This is a genomic window from Acidithiobacillus ferriphilus (assembly GCF_028215975.1).
GTDB lineage: Bacteria > Pseudomonadota > Gammaproteobacteria > Acidithiobacillales > Acidithiobacillaceae > Acidithiobacillus > Acidithiobacillus ferriphilus.
The window spans coordinates 2,460,001-2,483,052 of the sequence record NZ_CP116458.1 but is presented as its reverse complement, the minus strand read 5'-3'; the positions used below and the strand labels follow the sequence as shown (position 1 = coordinate 2,483,052).

The window sequence follows — 23,052 nt, the reverse complement described above, 5'->3', positions numbered from 1 at the left end:
TCCTTTCGTATCCATCAAACCCCTGCGCGGGCCATCCGCCGGATAATCCCGCACCCATCTCGCTTAGCGCCCGCGAAACACCACAAAAGCGCTGCCCTGGCTCTGCGAGTAATTGTCATACCCGACTAGGCGCACGTGATGGCCGGGGTGAGCGCGATGGCATGCTTCCAACTCCGTGATCACGGTGTCCACCGACTGTTCGCCGAACATGGGTAACTTCCACATGTACCAGTAGTATGTCGATGCGCGTTCAGGTTCCACATGCTCGATGCCGGGGTTCCAGCCCTGATTGATGAGATAGGCGATCTGACGGCGCATTTTTTCCGGCCCCATCGCCGGCAAATAAGAGAAGGTTTCGTACTTGGGTGTTGAGTTGTAGTCCTGAATGTCAGCCATTTTCTATTCCTTTCTGTGGCGCGCGGAGCGAGCCGTCAAGCTACACGCCGCGCGGGTTTTCGTTTGCGCCTTTGCGATCTCTGTTACCGAATCAGCGATTCACCACGTCCAATTTGTCCACGGTATCGAATTCAAACTTGATCTCTTTCCAGGTTTCCAGGGCAATTTTCAGCTCTGGACTGTCTTTCGCGGCGTTGGTGAGGATCTCCTTGCCCTCGCGCTCCAGATCGCGCCCTTCATTGCGCGCTTCCACACAGGCTTCCAGTGCCACGCGGTTGGCAGCGGCTCCGGCAGCGTTGCCCCACGGATGCCCCAGCGTACCGCCACCGAACTGGAATATCGCATCGTCGCCGAAGATGGCTAAGAGCGCTGGCATGTGCCAGACGTGGATGCCGCCGGAAGCCACAGCGAAGACTCCCGGCATGGAGCCCCAGTCCTGGTCGAAGAAGATGCCGCGACCGCGGTCCTCGGGGACGAATGACTCGCGCAGCAGGTCGACCCAGCCCTGAGTGGCGGCACGGTCACCTTCCAGCTTGCCAACCACCGTGCCGGTGTGCAGGTGATCACCGCCTGACAGACGGAGCGCCTTGGCCAGCACGCGGAAGTGAATGCCGTGATGGGGATTGCGGTCCACCACCGCGTGCATGGCACGATGAATGTGCAACAGGACGCCGTTCTTCCGGCACCAACGCGCCAGACCGGTATTGGCACAGAAGCCCCCGGTGAGGAAGTCGTGCATGATGATGGGCATATTGAGTTCCTTGGCGAACTCTGCCCGTTCATACATTTCCTCGGGCGATGGCGCGGTAACGTTTAAATAGTGTCCTTTGCGCTCGCCCGTTTCGGCTTCGGCCGTGTGGATCGCATCGGCCACGAACAGAAACCGATCGCGCCAGCGCATGAAAGGCTGCGAGTTGACGTTCTCATCGTCCTTGGTGAAATCCAGGCCACCGCGCAGACACTCGTAGACTGCACGACCATAGTTCTTGGCGGATAGACCGAGTTTGGGCTTGATGGTGCAGCCGAGCATCGGCCGGCCATATTTGTTCATTTTGTCGCGCTCGACCTGGATACCGTGGGGCGGTCCATTGCAAGTCTTGACATAGGCGAGCGGGAATCGCACATCCTCCAGGCGCAGCGCACGCACGGCCTTGAAGCCGAACACGTTACCGACCAGGGAGGTGAAGACGTTAACCACGGACCCCTCTTCAAACAAATCTATGGGATAGGCAACGAACGCATAAAAGCAGGTGTCGTCGCCCGGCACATCTTCAATGCGATAGGCGCGGCCTTTGTAGTAATCCATGTCGGTCAACAAATCGGTCCACACCGTGGTCCATGTGCCGGTGGAAGACTCGGCGGCTACCGCGGCGGCGGCTTCTTCACGATCCACCCCCGGTTGCGGCGTAATCTTGAAACAGGCTAGGATATCGGAATCCAGAGGCACGTACTCGGGGGCCCAATAGGTCTGCCGGTAGTCCTTTACACCGGCCTCATACGTTTTTACGGCCATGTTTGCTCTCCTTGTGTCATGGTAGACAACGACGATTGAAGCCACTGATTGGGTTCCAATGCTTGATTGGCATTGTGGATGATCTTCTAATTTATAAAAGTAAAATATATTTACTATTATAATTTACCATGGTTTACTATTGACATGTCTATCCGCCACGCTACATTGCACCAACTCAAAATCTTCGCTGCCGTAGCTCGACACATGAGCTTTGCCCGCGCCGCTGAAGAACTGCATTTGACACCTCCCGCCCTGTCCATCCAGGTCCGACAACTTGCTGAGGCCGTTGGCCAGCCGCTTTTTGATCAAATAGGTAAAAAAATCTATCTGACAGCGGCGGGGGAAGCGCTGACGTCGGCTTGCCACGATATCCTGGATCGACTGGAATATTTCACTCAAGAGATAGCCGCCCTCCAGGGACTGGAGAAGGGCAGCTTGAAGGTCGCCACACTCTCTACCACCAAATACTTTATCCCACGTATGTTGGGAGGATTCTGTACAGAGCATCCTGGTGTCGCTACCGTTTTGTTTATTGGTAATCGGGAGGTCCTGCTGGAGCGGCTCGCGCGTAACCAGGACGATCTTTACATCCTGGGTCAGCCGCCGGAACACATGAATGTTGTCGCGGAAGCTTTCGCTGACAATCCCTTGGTGGTGGTGGCCCGGTTGGACCATCCCCTGACGCAGGAAAAGGATATCGAGCCATCCCGTCTGCGGGACGTGCCATTTATTTTGCGCGAGCCCGGTTCGGGAACGCGCCTGGCCGCAGAAAAGTTTTTCGAGCAACACGGCGTTATTCTCAAAACGCGTATGGAGTTTGGTAGTAATGAGGCTGTAAAGCAGTCTGTGGCTGGCGGTTTGGGCATTACTGTGCTGTCCGCCAGTACGATACGCGCGGAACTCGCCAGCGGAAAACTGGCGATACTTGACGTGCGTGGTTTTCCGCTGGAGCGCAAGTGGTATGCGGTTTATCCGGCGGGAAAGCGGATTTCCCCAATCGTCAAGGCCTTTATGGAGTATCTGTTTGCGGCATCATCGGCAGATGGTGAAAATGGACCAAGCCTTCCAAAACCGTAGGGTGATTTATCTCAGAAAATCGACGACCTCCTCCAGCAGGTTCATCTGGCCAGCTTCCGGCGGAACCCCCTCGACATTGACCAGGCCGCTCACGGTTACTCCCAGCAACCGGACGGATGCGTGCACCGGGCCCACGCCATGGAGCTTGCCGACCTGGAGGTGGCCACATATGACCAGCCGATACAACTGTCATGACCGGTAATTCGCGCATCGCGCTGGTCACCGGCGCCAGCTCCGGCATTGGTCTGGCTATCGCGCAGCGTTTGACGCAGGCGGGATATTGGGTGGCCCTGCATTCCCGCGCTTCCTCCGCTGCGGGTCTGCAAGCGGCGGCAACGCTGACGGGTGCCTGCTATTTTCAGGCAGATCTGCTCGATGAAGATGCGCGTAGGGATCTGATCGATCGGGTGTATGCGCACTACGGTCGACTCGACGTGTTGGTCAATAACGCGGGTGAGTCCAGCGTGATTCCGCATGATGATCTACTGGCCGCGACACCGGACATCTGGCACCGCCTCTACGAACTCCATGTGGTGGCGCCCTGGCAACTCGTCGCGCTGAGCGAACCCTATCTGCGGGCGGCATCGACGCCCGAACACCCGGCATCGGTATTAAATATCAGCTCCCATGCCGGCGTGCGACCCAAGGGGGCTTCCATCCCTTACGCCGCCAGCAAGGCCGCATTAATTCACGTCACTCGTCTGCTCGCCAAAACCCTGGGACCCGATATCCGGGTGAACGCTATCGCACCGGGGCTGGTGGATACGCCGCTGACCGAAGATTGGGCGACCATTCGCGAACAATGGATGCGCGAGGCCCCCATGGGTCGGAGTGCGCGGCCTGGCGATATCGCGGAAGTTGCCGTGATGCTGACCGAATCGACCTATCTGACGGGAGAGGTGATTCTTGTGGACGGTGGGATGAACCTACTTTAAGCCATCGCGGCGAATAAATGGGATTTTTTCACAACGACGAAGGATAGCCGTGCACCAGATCGTGACACAGATTGATATTGCGGCATCACCGGAGCGTGTGTGGTCGATCCTCATGGATTTCTCCGCCTATCCGCAATGGAATCCCTTCATTCGATCGCTTTCCGGAGTGGCGAAGCCGGGAGAGAAGTTGCGTGCAACCATTCAACCAGAGGAACGCAGGGCCATGACCTTCCGTCCCAGAGTTCTGACGGCAATAGCTCAACAGGAGCTGCGCTGGCTGGGCCGCTTGGGATTCCCCCGTCTCTTTGACGGCGAGCACTACTTTCAGCTCATCGCGCTCAGCAATGGGGACACGCGGTTCACCCAGGGAGAGCAATTCTCAGGCATTTTGGTGGGCGTGTTCATATCCAGCATAGAAGCAGCGACAAAAGCGGGTTTTAATGCGATGAACCAAGCATTGAAGAATCGCGCGGAGGCGAATGGGGAATGGAATCTGGTGGATATGGCAGATATCCGTGTGTTGCACGAATCCACACAGAAATAACAGGAAATCTATGAAACCCGCAAAATTCGATACCCAGCCGTCGCAGCACTTCCTGATGGAAAGCGCCACCGTAGATTATGCTTATGCCGATATCCGCAAGTTGGCGTCCGCGCTGTCTTCTGACGATCCAACGGTAACCGCCAGGCATTGCTTCGAATGGGTACGCGATCACATTGCGCACAGCATGGATTTCCACCGGGAAGAAGTGACCTGCGCAGCGTCGGATGTGTTGCAGCAAGGCACTGGCCTATGCACAGCGAAAAGTCATCTACTGGTAGCCTTATGGCGCGCCAACCAAATCCCTGCGGGATTCTGTTATCAACGACTGACACTGGATGGCCCTAATCCGCCCTACTGCACACACGGCTTCACCGCGGTCTGGCTGGATGACCGGGGTTGGTATCGTTGTGATGCGCGCGGCAACAGCAAGCCCGGGATCCACTGTGCATTCACGCCCGGACAGGAAAACCTGGCCTATCCGACCATTTATAACGGCGAGCGGATCTATCCGGATGTTTGGGCCGAGCCCTGGCCGGACTTGCTCGCCGCCATGGAGAAGCTGCAAAGTATCTCGCAGTATCGGAGCCATCCCATTGACGCCTGCCCACCCGCCGCTGATTTGTGCGTAAGCGAGCCTGGGCGCCGAACATTGAATAGCGCGGAGACCGACCATGTACTGCCCTGACCCATTTGCGGAAACCCGCCCAGAAATCCTGCGGGCATTGATTCAGCATTATCCCCTCGCGACACTGGTCAGTATGGGCGGTAATGGTCTGGAGGCGAATCATATTCCCTTGTACCTCGCACCCGGAGAAGGACCGCAACTGGTGCTGCAGGGACATGTGGCGCGCGCTAATCCGCTGTGGCGGGAGGCGTCCCCGGACGATGAGGTGCTGGTCATCTTTCAGGGGCCGCAACACTACATCAGCCCCGCCTGGTATGCCACCAAGGCGGAAACCGGCAAGGTGGTGCCCACCTGGAACTATGCCGTCGTCCATGCCCACGGTCCGTTGCAGGTCAGAGATGATCCCGATTGGGTACGGCAACAGATGGTTGCCCTGACCGCGCAGCAGGAGAATGGCTTTACCCTGCCCTGGCAGATGGACGATGCGCCCCAGGATTTCACGGAGCGGCTCATCGGGCAGGTGGTGGGCATAGAAATTCCCGTCTCCCGCTGGATGGGCAAGTGGAAGGTCAGCCAGAACCAGCCGCTTCGCAACCGTGATAGTGTCGTCGCGCACCTGGAGCAGCAAAAACAGCCTGACTCCGGGGTCATGGCTGAATGCGTTCTGGCCAGCCTGAAAGACGACAAAAAGGACCATGCCGGATGACGATTACTGTGGGTTTTCGGTGTTCCGATGCCTTGACAGCGATATGAAGCATTTGCTCACCCTGGATTCCGGCCAGGTTGTATCCTATGAAGATGTTGGTGATCCGAACGGGAAGTCGCCGGTATTGTTCTTTCACGGTACCCCCGGCTCCCGCCTGCAACTGGAGTTGCTGCCTGCGGCCCTGCGTGAGGGCCTGCGCTGGATCGCCTTTGACCGACCGGGTTACGGAGAATCGGATCGGCAGTCAGAATCGACCCTGACCGAAGTGGCGACCATAGGCAGGGCCTTGGTAAATCGTCTGGGGCTTGACGCCTTTCATGTGCTGGGTTTCTCCGGCGGTGGCCCTTACGCGCTGGCCTGTGCCTACGCTATGCCGGGGCGGGTGCGCAGTGTGCACCTGGCGAGCAGCGCGGGACCGACTGCGCTTCCCGAGATCTGGTCTGCTTTGCGTCGTCAAGACCATATCCTCTTTTTTCTGGTGCGCGGGGCGCCGTGGCTCTTCAGGGTTTTGTTGCGCCTCGGCATGGGTGGCGTGCGCCAGGAGCCGGAGCGTTTCGTGGCGCGGTGGGCGGCAAAGATGAGTGCGGGTGACCAGTCGTTGTTGGCAGCACCTCACGTTCTGGCAAAGCTCTGCGACGATTTGCGGGAGGCGTTGCGGCAAGGGACAGAAGGAATGGCCGATGATTTCGCGATACTCAATCGCCCTTGGCTTTTCCGTCTGGAGGATATTCAGGTGCCGGTGTATATCTGGCAGGGCGCCCAGGATCAGGTGATCAGTCCACAGATCGGCGTGGCGCTGGCTACACACCTGCCTACGGCGCGGTATCATCTGCTGGAGTCGGGTACGCATATGATTTTACTGACCCACGCTGCGGAAATTAGGGCGGAGATCCAGGATGTATTGCCTTGACCCGGTTGCAGAAACCCGCCCCGAAATCCGGCGGGTGCTAAATGTTCAATGTTGTTCCCGGTCTAGCTGTTCATGGTTGCCGCCAGCATGGGCCGCAACTCCTTGAGCGTCCTCGCATTGAGCACGTCTTTCTTCTCCAGCCAGGCGCGCTGCGCTTGTTGTAGGCCAAAATGCAGATTGGCGAAGTCGTAAATGCTGTGGGCATCGCTATTGACGGCCAGCAGCACGCCTTCTTCCTTGGCCGTCCGGGCATGGATGTCGACGAGATCCAAACGTTCCGGCTGGGCGTTGATCTCCAGAAAGCAGCCCCGCTCGCGCGCATGGCGGATGACGCGGGACATGTCCACGTCCATGGGTTCCCGGCTGCCGATGAGCCGTCCACTGGGATGGGCGAGGATGGTGAAATGGGGGCTGTCCATGGCCTTGAGGATGCGCGCGGTCTGCTTGCCTCTGGGCAGATCGAACTGGGAGTGCACCGCAGCCACCACCAGATCCAGGTTAGCCAGGATACTTTCGGGCAAATCCAGGCGACCGTCTTCCAGGATGTCCACCTCTACGCCCTTGAGGAGCGTGATGCCATCGAGTTCCCCATTAAGGGCGTCAATCTCATCCATCTGTTGGCGCAAACGCACCGGGTCCAGGCCATGGGCGACGGCCAGATGGCGGCTATGCTCGGTGATGGCCAGATATTCCAGGCCTGCGGCCCTGGCCGCCGCGGCCATGTCCCGCAAACTATAGTGACCATCGCTGGCCTTGCTGTGGGCGTGCAGGTCGCCGCGCAAATCGCCCATCGCCACCAGCTTCGGCAGGTGTCCGGCGCGGGCGGCCTGGATTTCGCCGCGGTTCTCCCGCAGTTCCGGCTCGATATAGGGCAGGCCGACGGCGGCGTAGACCGATTCCTCCGTATCGCCGGCAATCCGTTCCTTCCCGCGAAAAAGCCCGTATTCGTTGACCTTCAGACCCATATCCTGACCCATGCGGCGGATGGCGATGTTGTGGGTCTTGGAACCGGTGAAATAATGCAGGGCGGCACCGTAGGCGGATTCGTCCACGGCCCGGAGGTCGACCTGAAGCTTGTTCCGCAGGATCACGGTGGCCCGGGTGGTGCCCTGGGAGAGGACCTCCGCCACATCTTCATAGGCGGTGAAGCGTTCCATCACCGGACTGTCGGCGGTGGCCGTCGCCAATATATCCAGGTCGCCCACCGTGTCCTTGCCACGCCGGAAGCTGCCGGCCACTATCACCCGTCGCACGCCGGGTATGTTCTGCAGGTAGTGGAGCAGGGCGGCTGCATACGGGGCGGCGATGGCGATAGGAAAACGGGGAACGGCGGCGAGATGGGCCTGGAGGGTTTCCAGAATGCGGGCCTCGGTTTTCTCGCCAAAACCGGGGATGCTGCGGATGCGTTTCTCCTGCGCGGCGCGGGCAAGCTGTTCCACCGTCTCCACGTCCAGTTCATGCCAGAGCGCCTTGACCCGCTTAGGCCCGAGGCTCGGCACCTTGAGTAACTCCGCCAAAGCTGGTGGGGTCTGTTTTTCCAGTTTTTCGAGGAAGGAGCAATGGCCCGTGGTAACGATCTCGACCATTTTTTTAGCCAGGTCCTCGCCGATGCCGGGTAGCTCCGTAAGGTCTCCGCCGGTCTCTACCATGGTTTTGACGTCGCTGCTCAGACCTTGTACGAGACGGGCGGCATTGCGGTAGGCCCGCACCCGGAAGGGATTGGCGTCCTCGATCTCCAAAAGGTCGGCGATTTCGTCGAATATGCGCGCAATGTCAGGATTGAGAACCGGCATGGTTTATGGTTACACCGGCGGCGATGTTTCGCGCAAAATCTGCAGTACCTCATCGTCCTTGACTTCCCGAAAGTCCGTAAAGAACTCTCCTACCGCACGAAACGGCTCCGGGGCCGACAGGTAAACCAGCTCATCGGCCAGAGGACGCAAGCGCGCGATGGTATCGGGAGGGGCCACGGCAAAGGCGGCGATCAGACGGGCAGGCCGCTGCTGGCGCAGGAGACGCAATGCAGCCCCCAGAGTAGCACCGGTGGCGACGCCATCGTCAACCACAATAACGATCCGGCCTTGTGGATCAATGGCCGGGTGAATCGGCGTGTATTGCACGCGCCGCGCTTTGATCACCTTCAGTTGCCGGGCCGCTTCGTCGCGGATGTACTGCCCGTCGATACCAAGACGACTGACTATAGGATCGGTCCATATCCGCCCATCCTCATCGACGGCGCCTATGGCATATTCGGGATTGTCTGGCGCTCCGATTTTGCGCACCAGGACCACGTCAAGATCCCCGTGGAGGGCGTTGGCGATGATGCGCCCCATGGGCAGCGCTCCGCGTGGAATGGCGAGCACCAAGGGATGTTTGCCATCGTAAGCGGCCAGGCTCCGGGCCAGTAATTCCGCTGCCGCTTCACGGTTGGCAAAATGTTCTGGTACTGCGCGCGCGCTCAAACCTTCCATCCCCGTAACCGCTCCAGCAAGTCCACCGCCAGCGCCGCGCCCGCCATGTCGATCTCCAGATCGCGACTGAGGCGGCGACTGAGGCGGGCGCGGTAAAGATCGAGACTGCGGAAGCGCCAGTGCTGCGGGCCGCTGCCCTCGGGATGGATGACACCGTAGCGCACCAGTTGCACGGCTTCGCCTTCAGCGCAGTGGAGCAGGGTGCAAAAATGCGGAAAATCGAAGCAGAAATCGCCCTCTTCCAGCAACTCCGCTTCGATGACGGTGATCGGTGGTGAAACCATGGGGTATCTCCTCTGTCTTCTGGTTAGCGGCGGGGATGGAAGTCGGATATCTCCGCCAGTTGGTTCCACAGGGTTTTTTCCGGCTCACTGATTTTTTTGGGGACGACAATCTGGATCACCGCATACAGATCGCCGGGTGCTTTGCCGCCAGAGCCCGGCAATCCCTTCTGGCTGAGCCGCAGCTTCTGCCCGCTGGTGCTGCCCGCCGGAATCTTCATACGCACGTCGCCATCCAGGGTGGGTACCTCCACACTGGCGCCCAGCGCCGCCTCCCACGGGGTGATGTGCAAGTCGTGGTACAAATCGCTACCCTCTACCCGAAACCTGGGGTGTGGCTGGAACTGGATGTGCAGGTACAAATCCCCATTGGGACCGCCGCCCATGCCCGGCGCGCCCTGCCCGGCCATCCGCAGCCGTTGATCTGCGCGGATGCCTTTGGGAATTTTGACGGTCAGGCGCCGCGCTTCCCGGCGCATGCGGCCATCTGGACCCATGGTGGGCACTTCCAGGTTGATCTCGCGCTGGGCGCCGTGGGCCGCATCCTCCAGGCTGACGCGGATGGTGGCTTCGCTGTCTTCGCCTTGGTTGCGGAATCCACCCCCCCCGCTGCCACGAAAGCCACCACCCTGCTGCTGGCGGAATATGGACTCGAAAAAGTCACTGAATCCGCCGCCCCCAAAATCGGCGCCGCCCCCGCCAAAGCCGCCCCCGGCCTGCTGTCCCCAGCCGGGCGGGGGCCGGAAATCCTGACCGGCGCGCCAGTTGCTCCCCAACTGGTCATAGGCGGCGCGCTTCTCCGGGTCTTTGAGTACCTCATAGGCTTCCTGAAGATCCTTGAAGCGGTCTTCCGCATCCTTTTCCTTGCTTACGTCAGGGTGATATTTGCGCGCCATTTTCCGATAAGATGCCTTGATCGCGTCGGCGTCAGCGCTGCGTTCGACACCCAGAATCTTGTAATAGTCCTTGTATTCCAATTCATCCCCCTTATCATTGGTTATAGCAGACAGCGGCCTGACTGCAAGTCTGCTTTCACAATGCGGTCATTATGCCGTATTTTCAAGCTTGGATACCCAAACCCGAGGAGTCGCTGTGTCTGAATGGTCTGCTCTCAATCCCCGCCAACTGGAGGCGGTGACCCTGCCGCCCGGCCCGGCGCTGGTGCTGGCGGGGGCGGGCTCGGGCAAAACGCGGGTGCTGACCAGCCGCATCGCCCATTTGCTGGAAGGAGACGTACACCCCGGCGAGATCCTCGCGGTGACCTTCACCAACAAGGCGGCACGCGCCATGCGCGGGCGCCTGGATGGCATGGTGGCCATGGATTTGCGGGCCTTGTGGATGGGGACATTCCACGGTCTCGCCCACCGCCTGCTGCGCATGCATCACGCGGCGCTGGGCTTGCCCGCGGATTTTCAGGTTCTGGATGCCGACGATAGCCAGCGTTTGCTGCGGCGGGTCATGCGTGAAGCGCAGATGGATGAGAAGCAGTGGCCGCCGCGGGCCATGGCCGGGCGTATCGGTCGCTGGAAAGACGAAGGTTGGGGGCCGGAACAGGTGCAACAATATGAGGGCTTGGCGGCGGCGCTCTTCATCCCCATCTACAGCGCCTATGAAGCGGCTAAAAAGCGCTCCGGGCTGGTGGACTTCGGTGATCTGTTGCTCTACGCCCTGCGTCTCTGGGAATCTCCGGAAATCCTCGATCATTATCAGCGCCGTTTTCAGCATATTTTGGTGGACGAGTTTCAGGACACCAATGCAGTGCAATACGCCTGGCTGAAGGGACTGGCGCGGCATGGACAGATTTTCGTGGTCGGCGATGACGATCAGTCCATTTATGCCTGGCGTGGTGCGCGAGTGGAGAATCTGCTGCGTTTCAGTGAAGACTTTGCTGGGGCACAGGTGGTGCGGCTGGAGCAGAACTACCGTTCGACGGCGCCCATCCTGCAAGCCGCCAATGCGGTCATCGCCCACAACCCTGATCGTCTCGGCAAAACCTTGTGGACGGCGGAACCGGGCGGTGAGGGCATTCAGCTCTATACGGCCTACAACGAGGTGGATGAGGCGCGCTATGCGGTGGGACGCATTCAGCAATGGCTGGAAGCCGGTGGTCGCCGCTCCGAATGTGCCATCCTCTATCGCTCCAACGCCCAGTCGCGGGCTTTTGAAGAAGTGTTGGTGCGCGAAGGCATGCCATATCGGGTCTATGGCGGCCTGCGGTTTTTCGAGCGCGCCGAGATCAAGGATACGCTGGCCTATCTGCGCCTCACGGTCAATCACCATGACGATGCCTCCTTTGAACGGGTGGTGAATGTGCCGGCGCGGGGCATCGGCGCGGTCAGTGTCGAACGGTTGCGGATATTGGCAAGAGCGCGCGGTTTGTCCCTCTGGCAGGCGGCCGGAGAACTGGGTCAGCCGAAAATCAACGCCTTCCTTAATCTGGTGGATGATCTGGCCGCGCGGACGGCGGAGACGGATCTCGGCGAGCGGGTGGAGACCGTGCTGACTCGCACCGGCCTGCGTGAGTGGCACAGCCGCGAGAGCGATCGTGCCGAGGGGCGTCTGGAAAACCTGGACGAGTTGATCAACGCCGCGCGCAGTTATGCCCAGGACTGGGCCGCCGACCCGAATCTGGGTGATCTGGTGCCGCAACCGGGGAATATGCTCTCGGAATTTCTGACCCATGCAGCTCTGGAGGCTGGGGATGGCGCTGGCGATGCCTGGGAAGACTGCGTGCAATTGATGAGTTTGCACAGCGCCAAGGGCCTGGAGTTCCCACTGGTGTTTCTGGTGGGATTGGAAGAAGGGCTCTTTCCCCATCAACGCTCTTTGGAAGACCCTCAAGGACTGGCCGAGGAACGGCGTCTTTGTTATGTGGGCATGACCCGCGCCATGCGCTTGCTGGTCATCAGTCATGCCGAGAGTCGCCGCCTGCATGGCAGTGAACGGATGACCATGCCCTCCCGCTTTCTGCGGGAGATTCCCCAGGAACTCCTGCAGGAACTGCGGCCGCGGGCGCGAATCAGCCGACCGGCTATACCCGTGCGGGTAGCGGCGCCGGATATGCCCTTTCCGCTGGGCTCACGCCTCCAGCACCCGGTCTTTGGCGAGGGGATGGTGCTGGACTATGAGGCAGGTGGTCGCCAGGGCCGGATTCAGGTGCAGTTCGCCTCGGGCAGCAAATGGCTGGCGCTGGGGGTGGTGGCTTTGGAGCGTTTGCCTTAAAAAAGGAGTGGAGCGTGATGAAAACAGGATTACGTGGACTTTTGTGCTTGTTGTTCCTGCTGTTTGCCCCTGCCGTCTGGGCGTCGGTGAATATCAATACCGCCGATGCCGCGGCACTGGATACGCTGCCGGGCATTGGTCCGGCCAAGGCACAGGCGGTGCTGGAATACCGGCAGGCGCATGGACCTTTCAAGAGCGTGGATGAACTCGCCAGTATCCATGGCATCGGTCCCAAGCTGTTAGAGCACTTGCGCCCGATGGTGAGCCTCAGCGGCGACTCGGTGTTGCCGCAAAAAACTGCCCGACAGGCTGGTCACTCTCATGCTGCAGTGCCGGTGGGAGAGGAACGCGTCGTTCGGCGCGGAAGTCACGGCTATATTCTGGAAAGCTCTCCACAGAGCAACGCCTTCTCGCTCAACGATTAAACCACCCCATTTCATCCGGATTGGACCTTGCCCGCCAGCGAGGGCTTGTTCTTCGGCATCGCGCTGATGTTGATTGTGTACTGGTCGGGGAAGAAGTCGCCGGATCATAAATCCTGAAGTCATGATCATTATTAATGATGTTGCGGAGTCGTCGTGGCGGGCTGGTGTTTATACCAGCCGCCGACGCTGCAAAAGAATTTGCCGGTATTCCTCCGGATCTTTGCATTGGGTGATGGTACCGGGGCGACGAAAATGTATGGCATCCAGGCGCAGCAGCCAGAAGCGTAGGGCGGCGGCGCGCAGCAGGGGGAACCACAACACTTCCTCGCCCGCCTGCAGGGGGCGAGTGGCCACATAGGCATCCCATAACGCACGGACCAATACGGGGGTAAAGTGACCATCGGTCTCGGAACACCAGGCGTTGGCCACCACCGCCAGGTCGTAGAGCCAGACATCATCTCCAGCGTAATAAAAATCGATGGTGCCCGAGATTCGGCCGTTCTCGAACAAAACATTATCGGGGAAAAGATCGGCATGCACGACGCCACCGGGGAGAGTTGTGCGATCCCGTGTGCCCTGATAGGCCAGTTCCTCGGCAATGAGGGTATTATCCTCGCGGCTCAGGTGCGGTACCAGATGTCTGGCCGTCTCCTGCCACCAGGAGAAGCCCGCAGGATTAGGGTGCCGCTCGGGAAAGCCTTCTCCGGCCAGATGCATCCGCGCCAGCAAGGTTCCAAGCGCGCTGATTTCGGCAACAGAGGGTGCCCGCCCCTCGATGGACGTACCGCGCAGACGCTGAACGATGGCGGCGGGTTTGCCACATAACGTGCTGAGACTGTTCCCTGCCAGGGTATGCATGGGACGCGGGCAGGGGATGCCGCGCAGGCTCAGCCATTCGGTGAGATCAAGAAAATAAGGGATTTTGCTGCGTGGCAGACGCTCGAAAAGAGTCAGGACAAAGTGACCTTTTTCAGTATCAAGGAAATAGTTGCTGTTCTCCACGCCAGCGGAAATACCAGTCAGCGCGCGGGCGCCACCGAGGTCATAATCTCTGAGAAATTGCGCAAGTTCGAGGTCACTGACACTGGTATAAACGGACATAAACGGTACTCAAGTTACCAGCGAAAAATAACCCACTGAGGCACACTCAGATGTTCAGCCGCCGTCTGTGGCACTTCGGTGAAACGGCCGGTGCCGCCCTTGTCTTCCAGATAATAAGGCGGAAACGGCTTTGGTGGAATGACCTTGACCATGTACACCTTGCCATTGACCTTGTACTGTTCAATTTTGGAGCCTTGTGGCACCTTGATCTCGGCTTTAGGCCCGGCCTTGGCATCGGGAGCCAGGGTGGGCAGATGCAGTTTCTGAATATCGTCCGCTGCCCATGCGGAGAGGCTGCTGCCTAACGCAAAGCAGGTACCGACAACTAGGGCGAATATGCGTATGGACATGGTAATACTCCCTGGGGTCCTTAAAGGTTGAGAAGGGCCTCTGTCTCAGCGGCGGACGGCGCAAAGCCGCGTTTTTCATAGTGATTAAAAATGGCCGATACCACTTCGTCGGTGTCGTCGATCATGGTGATGAGATCGAGATCTTCCGGCCTGATGGTCCCCGCCGTCAACATGGATTCCCGCCACCAGTCGATCAGTCCTTTCCAAAAACTGGATTCCACCAGGATGATAGGCATCTTGCGGGTCTTGCCAGTCTGTACCAAGGTCAGGCATTCGGCAAGTTCATCCAGTGTTCCGAAACCGCCCGGCATCACCACATAGGCGACGGCGTATTTCACGAACATGACTTTGCGTGAGTAAAAATGCTCGAAGGATATGGAGACATCCTGGTAAGGATTGGTATGTTGCTCATGGGGTAACTCGATATTGAGCCCGATGCTGTAGCCCGTGCCGCGAAAGGCGCCCTTGTTGGCGGCTTCCATCACCCCGGGACCGCCACCGCTGATGACGGAAAACCCGGCATTGGAGAGTTTCTCGGCGATCTCCTGGGCTTTCAGATACCAGGGATGTTCCGGGTCAATGCGGGCGGAACCGAAAATGCTGACACAGGGTTCGACGTCGGCCAATTTTTCGTAACCGTGCACAAACTCGGCTATAATCTGGAAGATTTTCCAGGCCTCGCGGGTGAGGCGTCCCTCGCCCTTGTCGCGCAGTTTCTCCTCTTCGAGATGAGTCCGCATCCGTCGTTCCCGTGTCAAAGGTGGTAATTTTCCGTATTATGACGGAAATCCGCAGAGAAGTCCCAAACCATGCCCCAAGACCCCCGTATCCTCGTCGATGCCTCCAGCTTCCTCTATCGTGCCTTTCATGCGTTGCCCGACTTGCGCGCGCCGGACAACTTTCCGACCGGGGCTATCTACGGCGTCGCCAACATGCTCCGTCGCCTGCTGAAAGAGTATCCGAGCGACGAAATCATCGTCATATTCGACGCTCCCGGCGGTACGTTCCGGGACAGGCTTTATCCTGAGTATAAGGCACAGCGGCCCTCCATGCCGGAGGAACTACGGGCTCAGGTTACGCTTCTGCACGATTGGATCAGGGCCACGGGCCTGCCACTCGTGATTGAGCCCGACGTGGAGGCGGATGACGTGATCGGCACCCTGGCCCGGCAGGCGGCGCCCGACCAGCAGGTGCTTATCGTCACCGGTGACAAGGATATGGCGCAGCTGGTGAGCCCGCGAGTGCGGCTCCTTGACACCATGAAAGGTGTTGAAACGGACATGGCCGGGGTTGAGGAGCGCTTTGGTGTGCCGCCGGAGCGTATTGCCGACCTGCTGGCGCTGATCGGTGACAAGGTGGACAACATCCCCGGCGTGCCCGGCGCCGGACCGAAAACAGCCGCCCGGTGGCTGACGCAATATGGTGATCTGGACGGTGTGCTGGCCCACGCCGGCGACATCGGCGGCAAGGTGGGTGAGGCACTACGCGCTTCCGCACATTATCTGCCCTTGAGCCGTGATCTGGCGACCATTCGCTGCGATCTGACGCTGCCTGCCGCGACTTACGCCCGCCGGGCGGCGGATGTGGCCGCCCTACGGGCGTTGGCGCAGCGCCTGGGTTTTCATGCCTGGCTCAGGGACCTGCCTGCGGACGATGCGGGAAAGGTGCCGGAAAAGCAGAGCAGTGATATTGAGCGCGCGGCCTACCTGGCCATCACCACTGAGGAAGCGCTGAACGCGCTGCTGCTCGCCCTGAAAACGGCCGATGTGGCCGCTCTGGACACGGAAACCACGAGCCTTGACCCGCTGCATGCCGATCTGGTGGGGATTTCCTGCGCCTGGCAGGCCGGTGGTGACTATCAGGCCGTCTACATTCCCATGGGCCACCGCGACGGTAGTCCGCAACTGGATCGGCAGGCCGTCCTCACCGCTTTGCGCCCGTGGCTGGAAGACCCACAGGCCGCCAAGCTGGCCCAGAACGCCAAATACGATTGGCGAGTTTTCTGGCGGTATGGTATCCACCCCGCCGGCCTGCTGCGCGACACCTTGCTGGAAAGCTACGTCTTTAACAGCGGTCACAATGGCCACGATCTTGACACCCTCGCCGAGCGCTATCTGCAACATCAGAACATCCGCTACGAAGAGGTGGCCGGCAAAGGCAAGTCAGCGCGTAATTTTGCCGATGTGCCGGTAGTGGAGGCGCTGCCCTACGCGGCAGAGGATGCCGATGTCTGTCTGCGTGTGGACGCGCAACTCTGGCCACAGTTTGCCAACGAACCGGGCTTGCAGCGGGTGTTGATGGAAATAGAAATGCCGCTGGTGCTGGTACTGGCGCGCATGGAAGAAGCGGGTGTCAAAGTCGATCGCGTCCAGCTCGAAGTGCTCAGCGCGGAGTTGAGCAAGGATATGGCGGACTGTGAACAGAAGGCCTTTGTCCAGGCGGGGCAGTCCTTCAATCTCAACTCCCCCAAGCAGATTCAGGAAATCCTCTTTGACAAAATGCAGTTGCCGGTACTCAAGAAAACCCCCGGCGGCCAGCCGTCGACCAATGAAGATGTGCTCGCCCAGCTCGCTGTGCATGCCGATCTGCCGCGCCTGATTCTCGATTATCGCGGCATGGCCAAGCTCAAGAATACTTATGCGGACGCACTGCCGCAGATGATGAATCCCGACACCGGCCGGGTCCATACCCATTTTCAGCAGGCGGTGGCGGCCACTGGACGCCTCTCATCCAGTGAACCGAATCTGCAAAACATTCCGGTGCGTACCGAACAGGGCCGACGTATTCGCCAGGCTTTCATTGCCGAAGCCGGGCACTGGCTGCTCAGTGCGGATTATTCCCAGATAGAGCTACGCATTATGGCTCACCTCTCCAAAGATGAGCGTCTGCTGCAAGCCTTTGCGGAGGGTCAGGATATTCATGCCGCCACCGCTGCCGAGGTCTTTAATCTGGTGCCGGAGGCGGTGGACAGCGCCGCGCGTCGTGCCGCCAAGGCCATTAACTTCGGTTTGATTTACGGGCAGACCCCTTATGGTCTCGCCCAGCAGTTGGGCATTGATCAGTCCGCCGCCAGGCAGTACATGGACCGCTATTTCGAACGCTACCCCGGCGTTCTTGCGTATATGGAGCAAACTCGCATCCTGGCGAAAAAGCAGGGCTATGTGGAGACGCTCTTTGGTCGCCGTCTGTATGTACCGGAAATTCGCTCCAGCAATCCGGCCCGGCGTAATTACGCCGAGCGTGCGGCCATTAACGCACCCATGCAGGGCACTGCGGCAGATCTCATCAAGATGGCAATGATTGCGGTAGATAGCTGGTTGCAGGAGGCTCCAGGGCGCGGTCGGATGATTCTCCAGGTGCATGACGAACTGATTCTGGAAGTGCCGGAGGCCAGCCTGGCGGCGGCGCAGTCGGCGCTACGGGAACGTATGGAGGGCGTTGCGGAACTGGCCGTGCCTTTGCGGGTAGATCTGGGTGTCGGCAGGCACTGGGACGAAGCCCACGGTTAGCCTCAGCTCTTCTTGTCCACCGCTGTCCCACTGCTGAAGCGGAACATCTTCATCACCGCGGTACTGTCCAACTGTTCGCCGTTGAGAGCCATCGCCAGCAGTTCACCCCCTAGCACCTGGGGAGCGATAATCATGTCCGGTTGCACCCGGCGTACCCGGCCCAGATTTTTACTGTCATTGACGGCGGCTACTGTTTTGGCTGACCCTTCTATTTCTTTGACAGCCAGCACGACAAAGGCGTTTTCCGAATCATCCGCGCGCAGGGCGAGCACGGCCGCGGCTTGCGCGGCCCCGGCACTACGCAGCACATCCGTATCGCTGGAGTCGCCGATGATCAAATCTTCTGGCTGATAGATGGAGTCATCAGGCTGGTGGCCCATAATCACTACTACGGGCAGATTACGGCCCCTGAGTTCGCGGTAGCTGTTGCGCGCCAGCGGGGTGTCCCCGGCGATAATGTAGTGGTCTTTACGGATCATGCGGCGTTTTTCTCCTCGCAGGGCCGATTGCAGGCGGTTGTTCACTGCCGGAACGATAATGGCTGAAAGCGAAGTGGCAAATACCGTTATTCCCAGCACAATCAAAGATACCACAAAAAGTCGCGATTCGTTGCTGACCGGCAGGATGTCACCATAGCCCACGGTGGCCATGGTGACTACCGAAAAGTAGAGCGCCGTAGAAAGGCTGTGAATTTGCGGTTTGAATCCGTCCCCCAGAATATATGCGCCAAAGACGCCGTAACTCACGACCATGATGGCACCGACTAATGCAAACAATGTACCAGTTGCCAGGCTGCTGCGATCGAAACGGCCGCGAAACACCCACAGAAAAAGCACCAGGGCGGCATTGTAATAAAGCAGCACGGAGATTTGATGAGGGTGCCGATAAATCCCGAAGGCAAGGACGGCCATCGCCATAATCAGGACAAGGGCCCAGGCAAAACGGGAGCGGAAGAGCAGACCCAGGGACATGATGAGCAAGATGACGCCTGCAGCGCCCTGTGGAATACCGCGAAAGGCATCGAGCACAAAGCTGTGGGAGACAGCTGCCAGACTGCCGACGTAGCTCAGGCCCAGCAGATGCTCCAGTGCTGGGAGGATGTTGAATATCCCGAGAAGACCTACCGCTGCTGCGATGGGGAAATGTGGATACCAGTCGTCCAGGTGGAGGAGATTCGCCCAGTGCTGCACGCGCCAGCGAACACGCCAGTCTGGCCGCAACACATGCCAAGGGTGACGTTCACTGAACTTTTTGGGCACGCTTCACTCCAAAGCCGTGGGTAACCTATTGGTTGTCTGGATCCGGTCTATCCTCCCTGGCCGGGTCATGAGTCCTCCCCTCCCTTTGAGGGCTCGCTATTGGCCCCGGCATCCGCCGGGGGCTTTTTTTCCGCTTCTGGCGTGAGCCAAGTCGCTATACGCTCATGCAACTCATCTATACCAAGCCCTGACTGGGCAGAGAAAAGCTGCATGGCGACCCCCCGCAATTCTGGAATCCGCCGCAGGCGGGCCATTTCTTGAATGGCCGCGCCGCGACTGAGTTTGTCGGCTTTGTTCAACAAGACATGCACTGGTCTTCCGCAGCCCGCCGCGAAGGCAATGAGATCGGCGTCATGAGGGCCGTAGGGGTGGCGGATGTCCATCACCAGGACCAATCCGCGCAGGCTGCCGCGCCGCCGCAGATATTGTTCCAGCAGCGGTCCCCAAGAGCGTCGTAGCGCTTCGGGCACCTTGGCATACCCATAGCCAGGCAGGTCCACGAGGCGCTGACCGGGATCAAGGTCGAAAATATTGAGGGCCTGGGTCCGGCCCGGTGTGCGACTGACCCGCGCCAATGCCCGTCGTTCGGTCAGCATATTGAGGGTGGATGACTTGCCGACGTTGGAGCGACCGGCAAAAGCCACTTCGACGCCGTTATCGGCGGGTAGCTGTTCCGCTTGGGTAACACTCAGGCGATACGCAGCCCGCCGTAGTGGCGCGAAACGGAAGGGGTTGGGGTTAGTATGGTCCATGCGTAGAGCATAGTCGCCGCCTACCCCGTCTGGCAATGCGAAAGCGTAAAAGCTGCTCTGGTTGCCACCTTGCGAGCCCAAGGCATTCCCTTCAACAAGGGGTTCGTCGCTCAGGCGGGGGCGGGATCAATCTGCTGGCTGCGTCGGGTTATGCGATTGTGCTCGTCCACATACACCAGTTGCGGCTGGAAACCGGCAACCTTCTCTTCCGCTACCTGCGCGTAGGCCGCAATGATGAGGATGTCCCCCAAGGCCACCCGGCGCGCCGCGGCGCCATTGACCGAAATGATCCCTGACCCGGCCGGGGCGCTGATCGCATAGGTACTGAAACGATCCCCATTATTCACATCGTAAATGTGTACCTGCTCATAGGGATGGATGCCTGCCGCAGCCAGCAGATCGCTGTCAATCGCGCAGGAGCCCTCGTATTCCAGCTCGACGGCGGTGACCCGCGCCCGATGCAGCTTGCCCTTCAACAAGGTCAACAAAATCATTGCGGACCCTCGTCCCAATGATGGCGATTCGCCAGCCGGTTTACCCCCCAGGCGACACACGCCAGGAGAACAGGCCTCCCCGCCCCAATCATCATTTCTCCCCAGAGGTTTAACATGATGTCATGCTCCCAATGCAATGCAATCTGCGCAGTTTACTACCAGCATGGCCTGTGGGGGAATCTTCGTGGGTTTCCGGGTTCTATACTTGAGCGAATATAAAAGATATCGGAATAGCGGAATATGCCGGAAAACACCTGTAACGGACTGCGTAGCGACGAGGCGCGGCAACTGCTTGCCCAATATGGCCCCAATGTAGTCACCGAAGAAAAACCCCAAAACTGGCTGCTTTTTCTCCACAAGTTTTGGGCACCTGTGCCCTGGATGCTGGAATGCACCTTAATCCTGGAAGCCATATTGGGTAAATGGCCAGAAGCCATCATCATCACGTTGCTCCTCATTTTTAACGGCGTGCTCGGTTTCAGCCAGGAGCGCAAGGCACAGAGCGCACTGGCGTTGCTGAAAGAGCGCCTGCGGATTCAGGCCCGCGCCTGTCGCGACGGACAATGGCAAAGCCTCTCGGCCGCCGACCTGGTGCCAGGCGACCTGGTTCATGTGCGGGTCGGCGACATCGTCCCCGCCGATCTGCATCTCAGCGATGGCAGTATACTGGTAGATCAATCCGCCCTGACGGGAGAATCCATGCCCGTGGAATGCGCTGCGGGCGACACCCTCTATTCCGCATCCGTCGTGCGTCGCGGTGAAGCGTCAGGTAAAGTCACGGCGACCGGTGCCAGGAGTTATTTCGGTAAAACCGCAGAGTTGGTGCGCGGCGCCGGCGCCAAAAGTCACTTGGAAGGATTGGTTCTTTCCATTGTCCGCTATCTGGTAATAATGGACGTTGTTCTCGTCGCCGCGATCCTGATTTACGCAGCCGCCAAGCATGTCTCTCTTGCGGAAATACTTCCTTTTGCGCTCATCCTGCTGGTTGCTTCGGTGCCGGTGGCGCTGCCTGCCACCTTCACCCTGGCCACCGCCATCGCCTCCCTGCATCTGGTGCACCGTGGGGTGTTGGTCACCCGTCTGGCCGCTGTGGAAGAAGCCGCCGCCATGAGTGATCTCTGCAGTGACAAAACCGGCACGCTCACTCAGAACCGCCTCAGCCTCAGTCAGATCAAGACCTGGCCTGGCGTAGAAGAGACGCAACTGCTCGGTATGGCTGCCATGGCCAGTGACAGCGCCACCCAGGATCCCATCGATCTCGCTATTCTCCGGAAGTCGGCAGTCCGGATCGCAACGCTGCCTGATCGCCGGCAATTTGTGCCCTTTGATCCGGCCACCAAGCGTTCGGAGGGGGTTTTCATGCGGGACGAGGCAGCATGGCGCGCACTCAAAGGCGCGCCCCAGATCATTGCCAAACTCTGCAACCATACGGGCTGGGAACAAGCGACAACGGATCTCGCCGCCAGTGGCGCACGGGTGCTCGCCGTGGCGGCCGGCCCGGATGGTCAACCGCGCTTTCTCGGTCTGCTCGCACTCGCGGACCCCATCCGCCCGGATGCCGCCGAAGTCGTCCAGCATTTGCAGGCGCTTGGCGTGCGGGTACGCATGGTCACCGGCGACAGTTTGCAGACGGCAAGAAATGTCGCCATATCGTTGGCCATCACGGGTAGCGTGTGTGACCGCAACGTCTTGGCTGAGGACTGCGCGGTCTACGCCGGTGTCTTTCCCGCCGACAAATTCCACCTGGTGCAAGCTTTACAGAAAAAAGGCCGGATCGTCGGTATGACGGGCGATGGGGTCAACGATGCCCCCGCGCTCAAGCAGGCGGAAATGGGGGTGGCCGTAGAAAGCGCCAGCGATGTGGCCAAGGCAGCGGCCAGCCTCGTGCTCACCACGCCCGGTCTGCAGGGGGTGCTGGATGCGGTGATCACTGGCCGACGGGTCTATCAGCGCATGCTTACCTATACCCTCAACAAAATTATCAAAGTTTTTCAGGTCGCCCTGTTCCTGAGTCTGGGCTTCTTGATTTTCCATAGTTTTGTGGTCACACCGCTGCTGGTTCTTGTGCTGCTCTTTGCCAACGATTTCGTGACCATGTCACTGGCGGAAGACAATGTGCGCCCATCGCCCAAGCCGGACCGCTGGGCCATAGATACCCTGGTGTTTTCCGCGTTGGTTGTTGCCCTCGCCTGGCTGATTTATATCTTCGCCGTGTATGGCGTGGGCCGGTTTTTGGGCCTGCCACTGGCGTCCGTGCAAACCATGGATTTCCTCGGCCTGGTGTTTTCCGGGCTCGCCAATGTTTTTTTGGTGCGGGAGCGCGGTCATCTCTGGGGATCGGTCCCTGGCCGATTATTGCTCTGGGCAAGTCTGATGGACATATTGGTAGTAAGCGGTCTGGCGCTTATGGGCTGGCTGATGGCGCCTCTACCGATAGTGATTATCGCCGGTCTGCTCCTGGCGACGGTGTGCTACACCTTGA

The 23,052-nt window shown here is 59.3% G+C and carries 22 protein-coding genes (1 of these 22 only partly in view); 10 read left to right on the top strand and 12 right to left on the bottom strand.

Features of this window, described 5'->3' with window-relative positions:
- Positions 1-63 precede the first annotated feature (63 nt).
- Positions 64-396, bottom strand: a complete 333-nt coding sequence (locus PJU76_RS12495; RefSeq protein ID WP_064217737.1) for a ribulose bisphosphate carboxylase small subunit — start codon at positions 394-396, stop codon at positions 64-66.
- 91 nt (positions 397-487) lie between these two features.
- Positions 488-1,909 (bottom strand): form I ribulose bisphosphate carboxylase large subunit, encoded by a 1,422-nt coding sequence (locus tag PJU76_RS12490; protein ID WP_271779775.1) that lies wholly within the window; start codon positions 1,907-1,909, stop codon positions 488-490.
- A 144-nt stretch (positions 1,910-2,053) separates the two neighbouring features.
- Between PJU76_RS12490 and PJU76_RS12485 the strand changes: the two genes are divergently transcribed.
- From PJU76_RS12485 to PJU76_RS12460, 6 genes are all read left to right on the top strand, one after another.
- A complete protein-coding gene (locus PJU76_RS12485; protein WP_271779774.1) occupies positions 2,054-2,986 on the top strand; it encodes a LysR family transcriptional regulator in 933 nt (310 codons plus the stop codon).
- A gap of 191 nt (positions 2,987-3,177) precedes the next feature.
- Positions 3,178-3,921: an SDR family NAD(P)-dependent oxidoreductase gene (locus PJU76_RS12480; RefSeq protein ID WP_271779773.1), complete on the top strand. Its 744-nt coding sequence runs from the start codon at positions 3,178-3,180 to the stop codon at positions 3,919-3,921.
- Between the two features lie 49 nt (positions 3,922-3,970).
- Positions 3,971-4,465, top strand: a complete 495-nt coding sequence (locus tag PJU76_RS12475) for an SRPBCC domain-containing protein (RefSeq protein WP_271779772.1) — start codon at positions 3,971-3,973, stop codon at positions 4,463-4,465.
- Positions 4,466-4,475: 10 nt separating this feature from the next.
- The gene (locus PJU76_RS12470) at positions 4,476-5,150 is read left to right on the top strand and encodes a transglutaminase-like domain-containing protein (protein WP_271779771.1); all 675 of its coding nucleotides are present in this window, start codon (positions 4,476-4,478) and stop codon (positions 5,148-5,150) included.
- Positions 5,137-5,796 (top strand): FMN-binding negative transcriptional regulator, encoded by a 660-nt coding sequence (locus tag PJU76_RS12465; protein ID WP_271779770.1) that lies wholly within the window; start codon positions 5,137-5,139, stop codon positions 5,794-5,796. Before PJU76_RS12470 ends, PJU76_RS12465 begins: the two co-directional genes overlap by 14 nt.
- A gap of 43 nt (positions 5,797-5,839) precedes the next feature.
- A complete protein-coding gene (locus PJU76_RS12460) occupies positions 5,840-6,706 on the top strand; it encodes an alpha/beta fold hydrolase (protein WP_271779769.1) in 867 nt (288 codons plus the stop codon).
- Positions 6,707-6,768: 62 nt separating this feature from the next.
- On the opposite strand, the gene polX is transcribed toward PJU76_RS12460, so the two are convergent.
- From polX to PJU76_RS12440, 4 genes are read right to left on the bottom strand one after another with little or no spacing between them, the layout of a single operon-like run.
- On the bottom strand, positions 6,769-8,499 hold the full coding sequence (gene polX, locus PJU76_RS12455; protein WP_271779768.1) for a DNA polymerase/3'-5' exonuclease PolX: 1,731 nt from the start codon (positions 8,497-8,499) through the stop codon (positions 6,769-6,771).
- 9 nt (positions 8,500-8,508) lie between these two features.
- Positions 8,509-9,177, bottom strand: coding sequence for a phosphoribosyltransferase (locus PJU76_RS12450; protein ID WP_271779767.1), 669 nt, complete (start codon positions 9,175-9,177; stop codon positions 8,509-8,511).
- Positions 9,165-9,461, bottom strand: coding sequence for a chaperone modulator CbpM (locus PJU76_RS12445; RefSeq protein ID WP_271779766.1), 297 nt, complete (start codon positions 9,459-9,461; stop codon positions 9,165-9,167). Before PJU76_RS12445 ends, PJU76_RS12450 begins: the two co-directional genes overlap by 13 nt.
- A gap of 23 nt (positions 9,462-9,484) precedes the next feature.
- Entirely contained in the window at positions 9,485-10,435 is a 951-nt protein-coding gene (locus PJU76_RS12440) for a DnaJ C-terminal domain-containing protein (RefSeq protein WP_271779765.1), read from the bottom strand.
- Between the two features lie 115 nt (positions 10,436-10,550).
- On the opposite strand from PJU76_RS12440, the gene PJU76_RS12435 reads away from it, so the two are divergent.
- Complete coding sequence (locus PJU76_RS12435; protein ID WP_271779764.1) at positions 10,551-12,680, top strand: UvrD-helicase domain-containing protein; 2,130 nt, start codon at positions 10,551-10,553, stop codon at positions 12,678-12,680.
- A 17-nt stretch (positions 12,681-12,697) separates the two neighbouring features.
- The gene (locus tag PJU76_RS12430) at positions 12,698-13,105 is read left to right on the top strand and encodes a ComEA family DNA-binding protein (RefSeq protein ID WP_271779763.1); all 408 of its coding nucleotides are present in this window, start codon (positions 12,698-12,700) and stop codon (positions 13,103-13,105) included.
- Positions 13,106-13,273: 168 nt separating this feature from the next.
- Here the strand turns inward: PJU76_RS12430 and PJU76_RS12425 are convergent, their stop codons facing one another.
- Genes PJU76_RS12425 through PJU76_RS12415 form a run of 3 tightly spaced genes read right to left on the bottom strand, consistent with a single transcriptional unit; the run spans position 13,274 to position 15,296 of the window.
- Positions 13,274-14,206 (bottom strand): homoserine kinase, encoded by a 933-nt coding sequence (locus PJU76_RS12425; protein WP_271779762.1) that lies wholly within the window; start codon positions 14,204-14,206, stop codon positions 13,274-13,276.
- 14 nt (positions 14,207-14,220) lie between these two features.
- Positions 14,221-14,556: a DUF2782 domain-containing protein gene (locus PJU76_RS12420; RefSeq protein WP_064218331.1), complete on the bottom strand. Its 336-nt coding sequence runs from the start codon at positions 14,554-14,556 to the stop codon at positions 14,221-14,223.
- A gap of 20 nt (positions 14,557-14,576) precedes the next feature.
- Positions 14,577-15,296, bottom strand: coding sequence for an LOG family protein (locus PJU76_RS12415; protein WP_064218330.1), 720 nt, complete (start codon positions 15,294-15,296; stop codon positions 14,577-14,579).
- Between the two features lie 69 nt (positions 15,297-15,365).
- Here PJU76_RS12415 and polA point away from each other — a divergent pair, with 69 nt between their 5' ends.
- On the top strand, positions 15,366-18,065 hold the full coding sequence (gene polA / locus PJU76_RS12410; protein ID WP_271779761.1) for a DNA polymerase I: 2,700 nt from the start codon (positions 15,366-15,368) through the stop codon (positions 18,063-18,065).
- A gap of 2 nt (positions 18,066-18,067) precedes the next feature.
- Here the strand turns inward: polA and kch are convergent, their stop codons facing one another.
- The 3 genes from kch to panD form a co-directional block, all read right to left on the bottom strand.
- Complete coding sequence (gene kch / locus PJU76_RS12405) at positions 18,068-19,324, bottom strand: voltage-gated potassium channel protein (protein ID WP_271779760.1); 1,257 nt, start codon at positions 19,322-19,324, stop codon at positions 18,068-18,070.
- Between the two features lie 65 nt (positions 19,325-19,389).
- A complete protein-coding gene (gene yihA / locus PJU76_RS12400) occupies positions 19,390-20,157 on the bottom strand; it encodes a ribosome biogenesis GTP-binding protein YihA/YsxC (protein WP_408629736.1) in 768 nt (255 codons plus the stop codon).
- A gap of 29 nt (positions 20,158-20,186) precedes the next feature.
- Positions 20,187-20,570 carry an aspartate 1-decarboxylase gene (gene panD, locus PJU76_RS12395; protein WP_334212465.1) on the bottom strand — a complete coding sequence of 128 codons (384 nt, stop codon included), beginning with the start codon at positions 20,568-20,570 and terminating at the stop codon, positions 20,187-20,189.
- Positions 20,571-20,810: 240 nt separating this feature from the next.
- Here panD and PJU76_RS12390 point away from each other — a divergent pair, with 240 nt between their 5' ends.
- Positions 20,811-23,052: the 5' portion of a plasma-membrane proton-efflux P-type ATPase gene (locus PJU76_RS12390; protein WP_271779759.1), read on the top strand. 50 nt of this gene lie beyond the right edge of the window; the window shows 2,242 of its 2,292 coding nt (coding positions 1-2,242); the start codon lies at positions 20,811-20,813; the stop codon falls past the right edge of the window.

What these genes read in the sequence shown, in the direction of transcription:
- polA (WP_271779761.1), top strand. Translation starts at nt 15,366, where the DNA reads ATGCCCCAAGACCCCCGTATCCTCGTCGATGCCTCCAGCTTCCTCTAT.
- PJU76_RS12480 (WP_271779773.1), top strand. Translation starts at nt 3,178, where the DNA reads ATGACCGGTAATTCGCGCATCGCGCTGGTCACCGGCGCCAGCTCCGGC.
- PJU76_RS12495 (WP_064217737.1), bottom strand. Translation starts at nt 396, where the DNA reads ATGGCTGACATTCAGGACTACAACTCAACACCCAAGTACGAAACCTTC.
- PJU76_RS12465 (WP_271779770.1), top strand. Translation starts at nt 5,137, where the DNA reads ATGTACTGCCCTGACCCATTTGCGGAAACCCGCCCAGAAATCCTGCGG.
- PJU76_RS12490 (WP_271779775.1), bottom strand. Translation starts at nt 1,909, where the DNA reads ATGGCCGTAAAAACGTATGAGGCCGGTGTAAAGGACTACCGGCAGACC.
- PJU76_RS12430 (WP_271779763.1), top strand. Translation starts at nt 12,698, where the DNA reads ATGAAAACAGGATTACGTGGACTTTTGTGCTTGTTGTTCCTGCTGTTT.
- PJU76_RS12415 (WP_064218330.1), bottom strand. Translation starts at nt 15,296, where the DNA reads ATGCGGACTCATCTCGAAGAGGAGAAACTGCGCGACAAGGGCGAGGGA.
- PJU76_RS12450 (WP_271779767.1), bottom strand. Translation starts at nt 9,177, where the DNA reads ATGGAAGGTTTGAGCGCGCGCGCAGTACCAGAACATTTTGCCAACCGT.
- polX (WP_271779768.1), bottom strand. Translation starts at nt 8,499, where the DNA reads ATGCCGGTTCTCAATCCTGACATTGCGCGCATATTCGACGAAATCGCC.
- PJU76_RS12420 (WP_064218331.1), bottom strand. Translation starts at nt 14,556, where the DNA reads ATGTCCATACGCATATTCGCCCTAGTTGTCGGTACCTGCTTTGCGTTA.
- PJU76_RS12485 (WP_271779774.1), top strand. Translation starts at nt 2,054, where the DNA reads ATGTCTATCCGCCACGCTACATTGCACCAACTCAAAATCTTCGCTGCC.
- PJU76_RS12470 (WP_271779771.1), top strand. Translation starts at nt 4,476, where the DNA reads ATGAAACCCGCAAAATTCGATACCCAGCCGTCGCAGCACTTCCTGATG.
- panD (WP_334212465.1), bottom strand. Translation starts at nt 20,570, where the DNA reads ATGATTTTGTTGACCTTGTTGAAGGGCAAGCTGCATCGGGCGCGGGTC.
- PJU76_RS12425 (WP_271779762.1), bottom strand. Translation starts at nt 14,206, where the DNA reads ATGTCCGTTTATACCAGTGTCAGTGACCTCGAACTTGCGCAATTTCTC.
- PJU76_RS12460 (WP_271779769.1), top strand. Translation starts at nt 5,840, where the DNA reads ATGAAGCATTTGCTCACCCTGGATTCCGGCCAGGTTGTATCCTATGAA.
- PJU76_RS12445 (WP_271779766.1), bottom strand. Translation starts at nt 9,461, where the DNA reads ATGGTTTCACCACCGATCACCGTCATCGAAGCGGAGTTGCTGGAAGAG.